Origin of the sequence: Pseudanabaena sp. FACHB-1998 (genome assembly GCF_014696355.1) — a bacterium.
In the GTDB taxonomy this organism is placed as follows: Bacteria; Cyanobacteriota; Cyanobacteriia; order Pseudanabaenales; family Pseudanabaenaceae; genus Pseudanabaena.
Window position 1 is genome coordinate 122,115 of record NZ_JACJQA010000046.1, and the last position, 13,089, is coordinate 135,203.

The 13,089-nt window shown below is 43.7% G+C and carries 15 protein-coding genes; 5 read left to right on the forward strand and 10 right to left on the reverse strand.

The features are described 5' to 3' along the window. Positions 1 to 177: 177 nt before the first annotated feature. The 3 genes from cphA to H6F42_RS19220 are packed head-to-tail and all read left to right on the forward strand — an operon-like array spanning position 178 to position 4,120. Positions 178 to 2,769 (forward strand): cyanophycin synthetase, encoded by a 2,592-nt coding sequence (gene cphA / locus H6F42_RS19210; protein WP_190400991.1) that lies wholly within the window; start codon positions 178 to 180, stop codon positions 2,767 to 2,769. An 18-nt stretch (positions 2,770 to 2,787) separates the two neighbouring features. Further along, positions 2,788 to 3,765, forward strand: a complete 978-nt coding sequence (locus tag H6F42_RS19215) for a carbohydrate kinase (protein ID WP_190400992.1) — start codon at positions 2,788 to 2,790, stop codon at positions 3,763 to 3,765. A 49-nt stretch (positions 3,766 to 3,814) separates the two neighbouring features. Then, positions 3,815 to 4,120, forward strand: coding sequence for a DUF2499 domain-containing protein (locus tag H6F42_RS19220; RefSeq protein ID WP_190400993.1), 306 nt, complete (start codon positions 3,815 to 3,817; stop codon positions 4,118 to 4,120). An 87-nt stretch (positions 4,121 to 4,207) separates the two neighbouring features. On the opposite strand, the gene H6F42_RS19225 is transcribed toward H6F42_RS19220, so the two are convergent. Next, on the reverse strand, positions 4,208 to 4,489 hold the full coding sequence (locus tag H6F42_RS19225; protein WP_190400994.1) for an antibiotic biosynthesis monooxygenase: 282 nt from the start codon (positions 4,487 to 4,489) through the stop codon (positions 4,208 to 4,210). Between the two features lie 147 nt (positions 4,490 to 4,636). Here H6F42_RS19225 and H6F42_RS19230 point away from each other — a divergent pair, with 147 nt between their 5' ends. After that, positions 4,637 to 4,924, forward strand: coding sequence for a DUF3593 domain-containing protein (locus tag H6F42_RS19230; protein WP_190400995.1), 288 nt, complete (start codon positions 4,637 to 4,639; stop codon positions 4,922 to 4,924). A gap of 86 nt (positions 4,925 to 5,010) precedes the next feature. Continuing rightward, on the forward strand, positions 5,011 to 5,388 hold the full coding sequence (locus H6F42_RS19235; RefSeq protein ID WP_190400996.1) for a hypothetical protein: 378 nt from the start codon (positions 5,011 to 5,013) through the stop codon (positions 5,386 to 5,388). 86 nt (positions 5,389 to 5,474) lie between these two features. Here the strand turns inward: H6F42_RS19235 and menC are convergent, their stop codons facing one another. From menC to H6F42_RS19280, 9 genes are all read right to left on the reverse strand, one after another. Continuing rightward, complete coding sequence (menC, locus tag H6F42_RS19240; protein WP_190400997.1) at positions 5,475 to 6,473, reverse strand: o-succinylbenzoate synthase; 999 nt, start codon at positions 6,471 to 6,473, stop codon at positions 5,475 to 5,477. After that, positions 6,470 to 7,735 (reverse strand): cation:proton antiporter, encoded by a 1,266-nt coding sequence (locus H6F42_RS19245; RefSeq protein ID WP_190400998.1) that lies wholly within the window; start codon positions 7,733 to 7,735, stop codon positions 6,470 to 6,472. The genes menC and H6F42_RS19245 overlap by 4 nt, the downstream gene beginning before the upstream one ends. A 298-nt stretch (positions 7,736 to 8,033) precedes the next feature. Then, the gene (locus H6F42_RS19250; RefSeq protein ID WP_199289172.1) at positions 8,034 to 8,627 is read right to left on the reverse strand and encodes an ATP-dependent Clp protease proteolytic subunit; all 594 of its coding nucleotides are present in this window, start codon (positions 8,625 to 8,627) and stop codon (positions 8,034 to 8,036) included. Between the two features lie 95 nt (positions 8,628 to 8,722). Then, the gene (locus H6F42_RS19255) at positions 8,723 to 9,424 is read right to left on the reverse strand and encodes an ATP-dependent Clp protease proteolytic subunit (RefSeq protein WP_190400999.1); all 702 of its coding nucleotides are present in this window, start codon (positions 9,422 to 9,424) and stop codon (positions 8,723 to 8,725) included. A gap of 166 nt (positions 9,425 to 9,590) precedes the next feature. Beyond that, complete coding sequence (locus H6F42_RS19260; protein WP_190401000.1) at positions 9,591 to 9,794, reverse strand: phycobilisome linker polypeptide; 204 nt, start codon at positions 9,792 to 9,794, stop codon at positions 9,591 to 9,593. A 217-nt stretch (positions 9,795 to 10,011) separates the two neighbouring features. Next, the gene (gene apcB / locus H6F42_RS19265; RefSeq protein WP_190401001.1) at positions 10,012 to 10,500 is read right to left on the reverse strand and encodes an allophycocyanin subunit beta; all 489 of its coding nucleotides are present in this window, start codon (positions 10,498 to 10,500) and stop codon (positions 10,012 to 10,014) included. Positions 10,501 to 10,598: 98 nt separating this feature from the next. Next, the gene (apcA, locus tag H6F42_RS19270) at positions 10,599 to 11,084 is read right to left on the reverse strand and encodes an allophycocyanin subunit alpha (RefSeq protein ID WP_190401002.1); all 486 of its coding nucleotides are present in this window, start codon (positions 11,082 to 11,084) and stop codon (positions 10,599 to 10,601) included. A gap of 480 nt (positions 11,085 to 11,564) precedes the next feature. Then, positions 11,565 to 12,506: a M23 family metallopeptidase gene (locus tag H6F42_RS19275; protein WP_190401003.1), complete on the reverse strand. Its 942-nt coding sequence runs from the start codon at positions 12,504 to 12,506 to the stop codon at positions 11,565 to 11,567. A gap of 204 nt (positions 12,507 to 12,710) precedes the next feature. Beyond that, a partial coding sequence (locus H6F42_RS19280; protein WP_190401004.1) for an ISAs1 family transposase occupies positions 12,711 to 13,089 on the reverse strand: 379 nt, incomplete at its 5' end.

The following is a 13,089-nucleotide window of genomic DNA, read 5'->3' on the forward strand; positions in this document are numbered from 1 at the left end:
CGGCAATGACTATGCCAAAATATAAAAATACGACGATAACTTAAGCCTCTCATTTACTGAAATTATTGTTAACCTATCTAGTTTTGGTTCAATTTATACAAAATGAAGATCCACTAGATCGCTAGGATTAAGCATTAGACATTTAGGCATTGGATGCACCTTTAAAAACGCTTGACTATGAAAATTCTCAAAATCCAGACATTACGTGGTCCAAATTATTGGAGTATCCAACGACATCAGCTAGTAGTTGTGCGATTAGATTTGGAGGATTTTCAAGTACAACGTGCTAGCTTTTTTCAAAACCTATGTAAGGTGTTGCCAAGTCTAGCGGGTAAAGAAATTGCTTCACGCACAGATATTAGTAATGCTGATTTTTTAGCTGAAATAATTAAAGAAATTGCGATCGCTTTGCAAGGCTACATTGGCATGAAGGTCGATTTTGGGGCAATCCGACCCACAGTCGAAAAAAATATTTATCAAGTTGTCTTTGAATATCAAACTGAAGAAGCAGGACGCTACGCAGCAAGGGCGGCGGTACGCATTTGTACCAGTATTCTCGAAACTGGAACCTATGCTGTCAGCGAATTGCAAGAAGACTTAAAAGATTTACGAGATATTCGTCTTGATGGTCAGTTAGGACCTAGTACGGATTCGATAGTGGGTGAGGCAAAGGCACGAAAGATTCCTTGGTTAGAGCTAGGTAGCCGTGCCATGATTCAACTGGGCTATGGTGTGCATCAAAGCCGCATTCAGGCAACTTTATCCAATAAAACGGGGATTTTAGCCGTAGAGTTAGCTTGTGATAAAGAGGGGACAAAGCGGATTTTACGGGATTCGGGCGTGCCAGTGCCAAGAGGGACAACGATCCGATCGCCTAAATATTTAGAAGACTCAATCACGGAAGTCGGTGGCTTTCCGATTGTCATTAAGCCCTTAAATGGTAATCATGGACGCGGGATCACAATTGATATCAGGACATTAAAGGAGGCGATGGATGCCTTCGATATGGCTCAAGAGGTTTCCGAAGAGGTCATTATTGAGCGCTTCCACACTGGGCGCGATCACCGTGTTTTAGTCATCAACGGTAAATTTGTGGCAGTTGCCGAGCGCGTTCCCGCTAATGTCACAGGCGATGGCGTTTCCACCATTTCGCAACTAATCGAAATTACTAATAAAGATCCCCGTCGTGGCGATGGTCACGACAATGTGTTGACCCGCATCGAAATCGATCGCACCAGCATGGATATTTTGGTCAGACAAGGCTTTACTCTAGAGTCCGTACCGCCAAAAGATCAGGTTTGCTATCTTAAGGCAACGGCTAACCTCAGTACGGGCGGAGTATCGGTGGATCGCACTGATGAGATCCACCCAGAGAATATTTGGTTGGCAGAACGAGTTGCCAAAATTATTGGCTTGGATATTGCGGGTATTGATGTGGTTACTGAAGATATCTCTCTACCAGTACGTCAAACTGACGGGGCGATCGTTGAAGTAAATGCTGCTCCCGGATTTAGGATGCATACCGCTCCGAGCATTGGTACTCCTCGCAATGTAGCGGCTCCTGTGATCGATATGCTCTTCCCTGAAGGAGCGCCCACAAGGATTCCGATTGTGGCAATCACTGGTACCAATGGTAAAACTACGACAACCCGCTTAATTGCCCATATTTTTAAAGAAACAGGCAAAAGAGTCGGTTATACCACCACCGATGGTATTTATATTGGTCAATGCTTAGTCGAAAAGGGCGATACCACGGGACCCTATAGCGCTCAAGTTATCCTTCGCGATCCCACGGTTGAGGTGGCGGTTTTAGAAACTGCTAGAGGCGGTATTTTGCGATCGGGCTTGGGCTTTGATGGCTGTGATGTCGGCGTGGTGATGAACGTACAGGCGGATCACCTTGGTATTGGGGACATTGACACCATTGAAGATTTGGCAAGATTAAAGAGTGTGGTCGTGAAGACAGCTTTACCCACAGGCTATGCGGTACTGAATGCCGATGATCCCCTTGTCGTGGCGATGGCTCAAGAGGTGGAAGTAAAGGTTGCCTATTTCAGTATGAATCCTGATAATCCTTTGATTAAGTCCCACGTTGCTGAGGGTGGACTCGCGGCGGTCTATGAAGAGGGATATTTAACTATTGTCAAAGGTGACTGGAAGCTCAGAATTGAAGAAGCGGTAAATGTGCCTTTGACCCTCGGTGGAAGGGCTGCTTTTAATATTCAAAATTCTCTTGCCGCCAGTTTGGCAGCTTTTTCGCAAGATGTGAATATTGAGCAGATTCGTCAAGGCTTATCAACCTTTGTGGCTTCTAGCGCCCAAACTCCCGGACGGATGAATTTGTTTGATTTGGGTAAATATCATGCGTTGGTTGACTATGCTCATAATCCTGCGGGATTTAAGGCGATCGCCGATTTTATCCAGAAATGGGAAGGTGAAGCGATCGGCGTAATTGGCGCCCCTGGCGATCGGCGTGATGAGGACATCCTTGAGCTAGGACAGCTTGCCGCAGGAATGTTTAGCCGCATATTTATCAAAGAAGATAAGGACTTGCGAGGACGCAAACCTCGCGTTGTTGCCGATCTCCTACGCCAAGGTATAGAAGAAATTAACGGTAATATTCCTTGTATTACAATTCTTGACGAAGCGGAAGCCCTCACAGCAGCCTTGGATAGCGCTCCTCAGAGTGGTTTAGTTGTGGTATTCCCTGACAAAGTGGATCAGGCAATTGGTATTATTGAATCGCGAAAGTCTAAATTGCCATCATAATTGCCATAACAACCGCCTATGCCGCGTGTAATCTGCCTTGGCGAAGTCTTAATTGATCAAATTGCTGAAGATATTGGCGTTCCCTATGACCAAGTTAGTTCTTGGCATCCCTATATGGGTGGAGCGCCTGCTAATGTTGCCTGTGGCTTAGCTAAGCTTGGAACTCCTGTCAGCTTGATTAGCTCGGTGGGGCAAGATGCGGTGGGAGCCGATTTGCTGAAACAACTGGGAATCGCTGGGGTGGAGACTTCAGGGGTACAAGTACATCCTGAAACAACTACTCGTGAGGTGTATGTTACTCGCGATCCCACAGGCGATCGCCACTTCAATCGATTTAATGGTGATGGCAAGACTGTATTTGCAGACACGTTGATGTCTGCCGAGCATTTACCTGCTCATTTGTTTGCAGATGCTAAATTTTTGGTGCTAGGAACTTTAGGGTTATCGAGTCCCGAGAGTTCGCGAGCAGTGGGACGAGCGCTCAAGCTAGCCGAACAAAACTATGTGCGGGTGGTGGTGGATATTAATTGGAGAGCCATGTTTTGGCGATATCCCGAGCAAATCCTGAAGTTACTGCCCCTATTGCTGAAATATACGGATTTTCTGAAAATGACGGAGGATGAGGCGAAATTTCTCTTTCGTTTAACTAGCCCTGCGGCGATCGCCCAAGCCTACAGCCATCTGGAAGGGATTATCATTACGAATGGTGACAAGGACTGTCGCTATTATCTAGGCGAAAAACAAGGCAAACATTCAGCTTTTCCTGTGCATTCAATTGATACCACGGGTGCAGGAGATGCCTTCTTAGCCGCCTTTATTCATAAAATTTATCACCGCCCCTTGACGCATTTGCTGGATGCTCAGTTTGCTCATGAAGCGATCGCCTATGCCTGTGCGGCTGGTGCTTTATCGACTTTGGATATGGGTGCGATCGCTGGTCAACCGAGCGATCGGCAAATTCGCGAATTTCTGGCAATACGTGAGCCTAAACATTAAAATAAAGATTTTGTAGCATAATCGCTACAAAATCTTTATTTATAAAACTATGCACGCTCTATCTTTACCTACTTGGGTAATTCATATTTCTAGTGTGATTGAATGGGCTTTAGCAATTTGGCTCATTTGGCAATATGACAAAAAAAATCCCGATCGCGGTTGGCAAGGTTTATCTTGGGCAATGCTCCCAGCCTTAGTTAGTGCGATGTGTGCGGTGACATGGCATTTTTTTGATAATGCGGATTCTTTGGACTGGTTAGTAACTACCCAAGCGGCGATGACTTTAACGGGAAATTGTACCTTGGCGATCGCAGCCTACTTCATCTGGAAAAAATCCCTAATTTCTTCTCAGTAAATTAACTCGAAGTCCAAAACGGCAAAGCCATTTTGGACTTATAAAAAAAGAAGAGAGGCGGCGCAAAGCGTCGCCTCTCTTCTTTTTTTATAAAGTTCCTGATTCTAATTGCTCTAGGTAAATAAAGTCTGGGGACTTTACACCAGCTTCTTGTCTAATTTTTACAAGTTCAGGAGATTCAAAGAATTTTCGAGCATCTTCGAGCGAATTCCATGCCGAAAAATGCACAATTTTATTGGGTTCATGCTGATACTTGAGAAGCTGGTAAGAAATTTCGCCTGCTTGTTTACGGATACTTGCTGCTCCATCGAAAATATTTTTCCAAATTGGATAATCAGCAACTTCATGAATAATCAAAACGTACTGCACAAAATTCCTTCCAAATAATATTGATAGCTACCGTCTCTTGGGTTATCAAAACCTAGAGAGTGGCGGCGCAAAGCGCCGCCACTCTCTAGGTTTTATATAGTATAGAGTGGCTACCGATATACTATATAAATGTGATTTGCGTAAACTATGCCTAAAGAAGCCTTATTTGGACTATCGCTTTTTCCCTATCTAGCCTTTCTCTGGTTTGCGACGAAATCAAGGCAGTTTCCGAAGTTGGGACTTTGGGGATTTTATGGCACATTAGTTTTTGTAGCCGTTACAATTCCCGCAGGTATTTACGCGCAAACTCAATATCATGATGTTTTGGCAAATGTCGATTGGTTACATGGCAGTGCCGAATCATTTTTGACGATTACCAATATTATGTTGGTCTTAGGTTTTAAAAATGCTTTGAAATCATCAGAAGAAACCTAAAATTCACTCGCATCGCTAGTCACATTGTTTATTTTTATAATAGGAATTATGCAGGGCATTTTGCTGTCTGCGAAAGAGAGGCATCTATGAATAGACATTACCAATATATTTCTCAGTTTGGCATGGCTGTGATTTTAGCGATCGCTAGTACATCAAGCCCTGTGATGGCTCAATCCACGGTCGCAGCACAACCTCGAAAAGGGGACGCTAATCAATTGCGTCCTGCTAAGGGGCAACTAATTTCTCCCACTAATATTGATCAGTTTTCACTAAGGCGAAGCTTACCTAGTTCTAGTCTCAAAATTCAAAACGTCAATCTTGAAGTTGGCACTGTAGAACCAGTTTTATCTGGTAATTACAACGCTTCGCCTCAAAAAGTTAATAAGCTGGGCAATTTCACTAGCGATCCCCTCAATGCTGTTCAGATTTTCCAAGAATCAACCACCCCTCGTCGCCCCAGATAATACCAATTCAAAAAATGGCTATGCCATTTTTTGAATCTCAAAATCTTATTGCAATAAAGAAAAGAGCAGCCTAGCTGCTCTTTTCTTTATTGCAATAAGTTCCCCGTGGCTAAACCACAGGCTCTAGTAATCGGCAAAGCCGCAGCTAAATCATAGGCGGCTTGTCTAGCGATCGCGCCATCAATGGTTGTTGTCACCACGACATCTAAACCCGCATTAAAAGCAATTAAGGCTGCTTTATGAGCAGTCAAAACTCCGCCCAAAGCCATCGGTTTGAGAATAATAATATCGGCGGCTTGGGCGTTAATCACTTGCTGCAATTGTGCGAGATTGTTTACGGATTCATCGGCGGCGATCGCAATTGATTGAGATCGCTTCACTTTGGTTAACCCTGTTAAATCTGAAGCTGCCACAGGTTGTTCCACATATTCAATGTTGAGAGATTCCAGCTTTTTTAAATTGGCGATCGCTTCATCCACCGTCCAAGCTTGGTTAGCATCAATCCGAATTTGGATATCATCACCAACTTGCGATCGCACTGCTGCCACTCGTTGGCAATCTAATTCAAAATTGCCTGAGCCAACTTTAATTTTGAGACAGCGATAGCCTTCTTGGCTATAGGTTTGAGCCTTGATTGCGGCGGCTTCAGACGCGATCGCTCCAATTACCGCATTTATGGAGACATATTTGCGAACCTTGCCCCCAAAGCATTGAGTCAATAATTGCGGTAACGAAAGATTTTGAGATTGAGCGCATAAATTGATCAAAGCAAGCTCTAAGCCATGTCTAGCCGCAGGCGTGCGATCGCATGGTCTAACTAATTCTTCGATGTCACTTAAGCTAGAGATTTCGGCATTAATTAGCGATCGCTGCATAGCTTGCAAAGCAATCTCCGTCTCGGCAAGCGATTCCATTCCAAAACCATCAAGGGGAGCCGCTTCACCTAAACCGATGCGATTTAGGCGATCGCGGATTTCAATCATAAATCCTTCGCGATAATTAAGAACTCCCTTCGCAGTCCGAAACGGTTCTCTAAAATTTAAACGATAGCTTTGATATTTCAGGGATTGAATAGTTAAATTCACTTCTCTATTAAAAAATTGACTAAAGGCGAACACATTACTGTCGTAAAAATTGCCATGATCACCATAATTGAAAATAACGTGGGGGTGATCAATCCTTGCTCTAAGCCAATATTTAAAATAATTAATTCCATCATCCCCCTTGTATTCATTAAAGCGCCGACAGTTAAAGACGATCGCCAAGTTTCTCCAGATTGTTTGGCGGCGAGAGTGCAAGCGATTCCTTTGCCACAGGTAGCGATCGCAATGATCAATACAGTTAAGGCTAATAATTGAGGCGTATTAATCAACCCTAATTGGGTATTTAATCCTGAAAATACAAAGAAAATAGGAACCAATAGGGAAGATGTGAGATATTCCAAATGGCGATGGACAGACTCGGCAAAATGTCCCCGAGGCATAACTGTGCCTAATACAAATGCCCCAAAAACTGCATGAACACCAATAAAATCGGTGTAAAAAGCGCACAGCATCATGATAATCAAAACGAAAGTTAAGGTCTGAAGCGTAACCTCTCCATCCCGACGAGTCCAATAGCTAAAAAATCGTAAGAGTCGCCGCCCCGCAAACCACATAAACATCACATACAGCAAGGTTCCGCCGATCGCAATGATGGCGACATTAATTGAGCTTTTGATGCTTGCTAAAACTAAAGCCAGAAGACACCAAGCCACCGCATCATCCAAGGAGCCAGCCGCTAAAACTAAAGTACCAAGTTGGGTTTTAATCAAGCCTTTTTCTTGTAAAATTCTTGCCAACATAGGAAAGGCTGTAATAGACATAGATGCGCCCATATACAGCGCTGCCGCCCAAGGTGTAATATTCGGGCTAAATAGATCGCCGCCACCAAATAAGCCCAAAGCCGCGATCGCGCCCAAAATGAATGGAAATATAATCCCTGCGATCGACACCAAGCCTGCACTTTTCGCCCTATTTCTTAGTAGGTCAGTATTAAGCTCTAACCCCACTAAGAACATGTAGATCATTAATCCCACATTGCTGAGAGCATACAAAATTGACATAGAGGGATTAGGAAATAGCTGACTCGCTCCCCCAATTATGGGAATTTTAGGAAATAGCCATTGCTGTAAGTCTGGTGCTATCACCCCAAATAGCGAGGGACCTAGCATAATTCCTGCAAGCATTTCCCCCACTACATCTGTCTGCCCTAAATATCGCTTCCCAAAGTAAGACACTACTCTGCAAACCGACAAAATTACTGTCAATTGCAAGAGAAGTCTTAGTAGTAATTCAGAATTAGTCATAAAATCTTATGCTCAGATTTGCGAGTCTCATCGCCACAAACCAATAAAAAAGTATCCTTTGGCAAGGATACTGGAAATAATTTGAGGATTTTAAAACTAAAGGATTTTTTGCATTAAGTTTTATAGCGATCGCTTCCAAATAATATAGCAAAGCAAGAGTTAGCCTCTGTTAATAGCAATCAAAAAATGAATGGCGGCGCGAAGCGCCGCCATTCATTTTTTGATTGAATTCTTCAATTAGCAATTCAAACTAATAAGAGCAAAGTAAAAAATGGCATAGCCATTTTTTACTTTGCTCTTATTGAGGTGATTCGAGTACGCGATCGATCAGTCCATAGGAAAGAGATTCCTCTGACGACATGTAATAATCACGATTCATATCCCGCTCGATCTTCTCTAAGGGTTGCCCTGTACGCTTTGCATATTCCTCATTCAACTTTTGGCGAATGCGAATAATTTCCTTTGCTTCAATTTCAATATCTGAAGCCTGACCTCTAGTTCCACCTGAAGGCTGGTGAATCATGATTCTGGCATTAGGGAGCGCATAGCGTTTACCCTTTGCCCCAGCCATTAGTAAATAAGAACCCATCGAAGCTGCCAAACCAACGCAAATCGTTGTCACATCAGCCTTGATATGTTGCATCGTGTCAAAAATTGCTAAGCCTGCGGAAACAGAACCTCCGGGAGAGTTGATATACATATAGATATCTTTGGTTTGATCTTCAGAGTCAAAGTAAAGAAGGCGGGCAATGATTGAATTAGCCATCCCATCTGTAACTTCGCCACTCAAAAAGATGATGCGCTCCATAGACAGACGCTCGTAGATGCTAATCCACTGCGTAAAGGAGTCTCCAGGATAGCGATAGGGAACTCTAGGAACACCGATAGGCATAGTTTTGTTGATTATTGTTCAAGTGTGGAAAATCTCTAAACCCCAAATATTTAGGATAGGCGGCGCTTGGTGGTGCATATGCTAAATATTTAGTTCTAAACAAGGGCAGGAACTGCTTTTGGCAAATCTTTAGTACTTTCGAGAACGCGATCGATGAGGCCATATTCCTTGGCTTGCTCAGGAGTCATATAAAACATTCGATCCATATCCTTAGTCAGTATTTCAGGCGATTTACCTGTAGTGCGAGATAGGATTCGGAGCATTGCCTCACGGTTAGTCAAGACTTCTTTAGCTTGAATCTGTAAATCAGAGGCTTGTCCTCTAGTTTGACGACGAGCTTGGTGTAAGACAATCGTGGCATTGGGCAAACTTGCCCTAAAACCCTTAGTGCCACTAGCAAGGATCATCGCTGCTGTTCCCATTGCTTGTCCCAGACAAATGGTATGGACGGGAGGCTTGATGTAGTTAAGGGTGTCACAAATGGCGAAAGCTTCGGTTTCAAAACCGATCGCATCCCCTGTGTACCAAGATGTCCCCGTGGAGTTGATATATAAGAAAATCGGTTTTTCGGGATCTTCGTATTGCAAATAGAGGAGTTGGGCGATGAGTAATTCTGTAACATCGACACCAAGCTGCTGTTTATATTCGTCGGGTGATACAAGAGGCAACCCAAAGTAAATAATCCGCTCTTTTAGCAATAGCGAAGGTAAGTCAGGCGGCGGTGTGCGTCCGTATGACGAATCCCCTGAATAGGCGGCTTGTGCGGCTTGGGGAACAGAGCGAGAAGGTCGATCCATGTTTATTCGTGTTAATGACACTAACACTGTTAGCTTATCACAGCGATCCCCTTGCTATCGGCAATCTGGGGCAAGATTGAGGTAGGGTTAGCCGTCTAGCCATTAAAAAAAGGTAGTTATAGCACAAAGCGCTATAACTACCTTTTTTTGTTGGGGGAAAGAAAAATTAAAGCAAGCCAGTATTTGTGCCTTGCTTGCCTGTAGCTAGTTCAACTTTTATAATCTTGCCACCCATTTTCATAATGCGTTGCTGTTCAGCAAACCAGTTGTCGTAAGCTACTAATTTGGTGAAATAGGTATTTTGCAACTCTCGTTGTGTACGAATGCGAGTTTGGCTAGGTACACAAGCAGTGATTTTAAAAGTCCGCATAGCGGCGATCTCCTTCAGAGCCAGTTATTAAAAATAAATTACAAAGAAAATTGTTAGTCTGACATTTCATAGTCTGACAAGTTTAGTTGCTATTAGTTTTATACAGGCGTTGGCGGCAAGATAGGGAGCTAAAGCTACCTACCTCCGCCGCCTTGTAAATATTAATTAATTAGAAATTAAATTAATAAATTAATAGCAACAAACGCTGTGTTAGCTATTAGCTCAAGCCAGAGCTGATGTAATCGAGGTAGATACCCAATTCTTTACCAGCGTCAGAACCAACAATGCTAGCTGCAACTTCTTTGATTGCTTGAATAGCTTGAATGGTGGAAACTACAGGTACTCCAAGGGAGTTGTAGGTTTCTTTCAAGCCATTGAGTACGCGCTCATCAAGGATAGAAGCGTCACCAGCAAGCATTGCATAGGTTGCATAGCGAAGGTAGTAGTCGAGGTCACGAATACAAGCTGCATAACGACGAGTGGTGTACATGTTGCCGCCGGGACGGGTAACATCAGAGTACAACAAGGACTTAGCAACTGCTTCTTTAACGATGGTTGCAGAGTTAGCGGCGATCGCTGCGGATGCACGAACACGAAGTTCGCCAGTTGCGAAGTAGTTCTTTAGCTTCTCAAGGGCAGATGCATCAAGGTACTTACCTTGAACGTCGGCGGAGTTAATAACTGAGGTAATTGCGTCTTGTGCCATTTTTATATGTTTTTTTTAGGTTTGCAATTAGTTTTTTGAATTTAGAAATAAAGATTTCTGAAATGTTTTATAAAGATAAAAACGAATCCAGAATTGGCTTACTGCATTGCGCCGATTACATAGTCGAAGTAGTAGCCAGCTTCTGCTGCATCTTCACCAGACAACAAAGCTGCTGCTGCACTCTTCAAACCACGTACACCTTCAGCAACTCCAGCGATCGGAGTACCCAAAGAGCCGTACATTTCTCTAACGCCTACTAGACCAATTTCTTCGATAGGAGTTACATCACCAGATACTACTCCGTAGGTTACCAAGCGGAGGTAGTAGTCTAGGTCACGCAAGCAAGTTGCGGTCATTTGCTCACCGTATGCATTTCCACCAGGAGAAACTACATCAGGACGCTTTTGGAATAGTTGATCGCCAGCTTGCTTAACAATGCGCTCGCGGGATTCGGTCAAAGTTTGGGCAATGCGAAGACGGCGCTCACCAGAGCTTACAAAGCCCTTAATGCGATCTAGTTCACCAGGGCTGAGGTAACGTGCTTCAGCATCTGCATTCACGATGGACTTCGTGACTACGCTCATTTAATTTTTTCTCCAATCAAAAATGTGAATAAAAACGATTGATGTGATGCCGTACCATGCAGAAACTCTTAGACTAAGTGGTTGCCCTAGGGCGGTTACTTAAATTTAAGGTTTGGCTTCTGACATGGAGGGTTTCTTTGTCAAAGCAATGATTACCAAAACATTTTGAAGCATTGCGTTGTCTCCAAGCTTTTCTTCATCACACTTCTTAACATTTGATATATTAGCACTAGAGTTGAAACGGAGGATCAATTAGCTTGGAAGTATTGCTAAAACAAGGGTTATGGCTTCTCCAAGGCTCATTAAACCTGCGAACATAAATTTTTTGGTTTTGATCAACCACATGACGAAAACGATCACTTAAGAGTGATGCGATCGCCAGCGCTAAATTTTAGTTACACAACTTTACAAAACAAAAGATAAAAGGCGACGCATTGCGTCACCTTTTATCTTTTGTTTTGTAAACTTTCCCCTGACTCGCTATAGGAACAAGTTAGTCATGAGACTTGCGATACGGTTAAGGTAAGGGGCGGGATCAAGGGCAACCCAACCATCGCCAGAGGGAACCATAATCTCAAAGTGTAAATGTGGCCCTGTAGACCTTCCTGTGGAGCCAACAATGCCTATTTGCTGTCCTTGGGCTACCTGTTGTCCCTGATAGACATAGATAGCCTCTAGGTGAGCATAGCGAGTGCCTGTGGAGCCGTGATCGATTTCGATGAGGTTGCCGTAGCCATCGCCCCAGCCCGCAAAATCTACTCGTCCTGATTTTGCGGCAAGTACAGGGGTCCCAAGGGGTGCGCCTAGATCGATGCCACTATGAAATGACCAAATAGTGGTAACGGGATTCATCCGCCAACCGTAGTTGGAGGTAACTGGCACGGAATAGGGTAGGGGATAGCCACCTGTTTGAAAAATTGTGGTGGGATTATCTGAACGGGCGATGTTTGGCAGTTTGAAAGGTACAGGATCTGGCTTCCAGATGGCTCCGGGGACAAATACGACTTTGGGGCGGCGTTGGCAGCCATTCCGCTCGAAGAGGACATCGGCGCGAATATTGTATTTTTTGGCTATGGTGGTGTAATTTTCTTCATTTTTGAAGCGATACACTAGCCCATCCATTGGCGGAATTGCGAGATTCTGCCCTATGGTAACTTCCCCACTGCGGACTTCAGGGTTTAGCCCCATTAAGGTTGCAGTTTTGAGGTTGTATTGTTTGGCGATCGCCTCTAGGGTTTCGCCTTGTTTAACCTTGTGTTGAGAAAGGCTATCAAGGGTTGGTTTACCGCATAATTCTTCCGCTTCCTTGGCGGCGTTGTTGTCAGCAGGTGGATTGGGTGGGGATGCAGTTGCGAAAGCGGGTAGGGGGGATAAATTTGCGATCGCAACTACGACTAGAGGTATTTTCCAAGAGAACTTCATGAATCTTCACAACAGCAATGCAAGGTTATTTTCGCAGCGATCGGGCATTAATTAACACCACCAATCTGGTGATCCCCAGTAAAAGACAAGCAAAGACCAAAGCGTGCGTTTTGGTCTTTGCTTGTCTTTTAATTATGTTTTTAGTTATCTACAGCCCCCCTTACAAGATTGGCAGGGCTATTTCAAGAAAGAGGTAGAGAGACTTTAAGAAATCAAAGACAACATTGCGGGTAAATTATGGGCAAAATAGTCAATAGCGCCTTTAATTGATTCAAAGCCATTACTTCTAAATATAGAAAGTATCCAAGTCGTGATAATCGATAGATTAATTGGTGTTTTACCTGCTTTTTGCTTACTCTCATCTTCATTGAAAATGACATCTTTTACCCAATGTAAGCGGTTTTCAATATGCCAATGCTGCCTAATTACTTTGGCAATCCTAGTTGAAGTAGGAGGAAGAGAACTAATGTAGTAGCTCAGAGTACTGTAAGCATTACCATTTCTAACTCCTGAACGAGTAACTCTAATCACCGACATTACTTTTTGCCAACTTGGGTCGATATCTGGCGGCGGTGTAAATACC

Coding starts and splice junctions, on each gene's coding strand:
- H6F42_RS19275 (WP_190401003.1), bottom strand. CDS start 12,506: ATGAAGTTCTCTTGGAAAATACCTCTAGTCGTAGTTGCGATCGCAAAT.
- cphA (WP_190400991.1), top strand. CDS start 178: ATGAAAATTCTCAAAATCCAGACATTACGTGGTCCAAATTATTGGAGT.
- H6F42_RS19215 (WP_190400992.1), top strand. CDS start 2,788: ATGCCGCGTGTAATCTGCCTTGGCGAAGTCTTAATTGATCAAATTGCT.
- H6F42_RS19250 (WP_199289172.1), bottom strand. CDS start 8,627: ATGCCTATCGGTGTTCCTAGAGTTCCCTATCGCTATCCTGGAGACTCC.
- apcA (WP_190401002.1), bottom strand. CDS start 11,084: ATGAGCGTAGTCACGAAGTCCATCGTGAATGCAGATGCTGAAGCACGT.
- H6F42_RS19220 (WP_190400993.1), top strand. CDS start 3,815: ATGCACGCTCTATCTTTACCTACTTGGGTAATTCATATTTCTAGTGTG.
- H6F42_RS19260 (WP_190401000.1), bottom strand. CDS start 9,794: ATGCGGACTTTTAAAATCACTGCTTGTGTACCTAGCCAAACTCGCATT.
- H6F42_RS19230 (WP_190400995.1), top strand. CDS start 4,637: ATGCCTAAAGAAGCCTTATTTGGACTATCGCTTTTTCCCTATCTAGCC.
- H6F42_RS19245 (WP_190400998.1), bottom strand. CDS start 7,735: ATGACTAATTCTGAATTACTACTAAGACTTCTCTTGCAATTGACAGTA.
- apcB (WP_190401001.1), bottom strand. CDS start 10,500: ATGGCACAAGACGCAATTACCTCAGTTATTAACTCCGCCGACGTTCAA.
- H6F42_RS19255 (WP_190400999.1), bottom strand. CDS start 9,424: ATGGATCGACCTTCTCGCTCTGTTCCCCAAGCCGCACAAGCCGCCTAT.
- H6F42_RS19235 (WP_190400996.1), top strand. CDS start 5,011: ATGAATAGACATTACCAATATATTTCTCAGTTTGGCATGGCTGTGATT.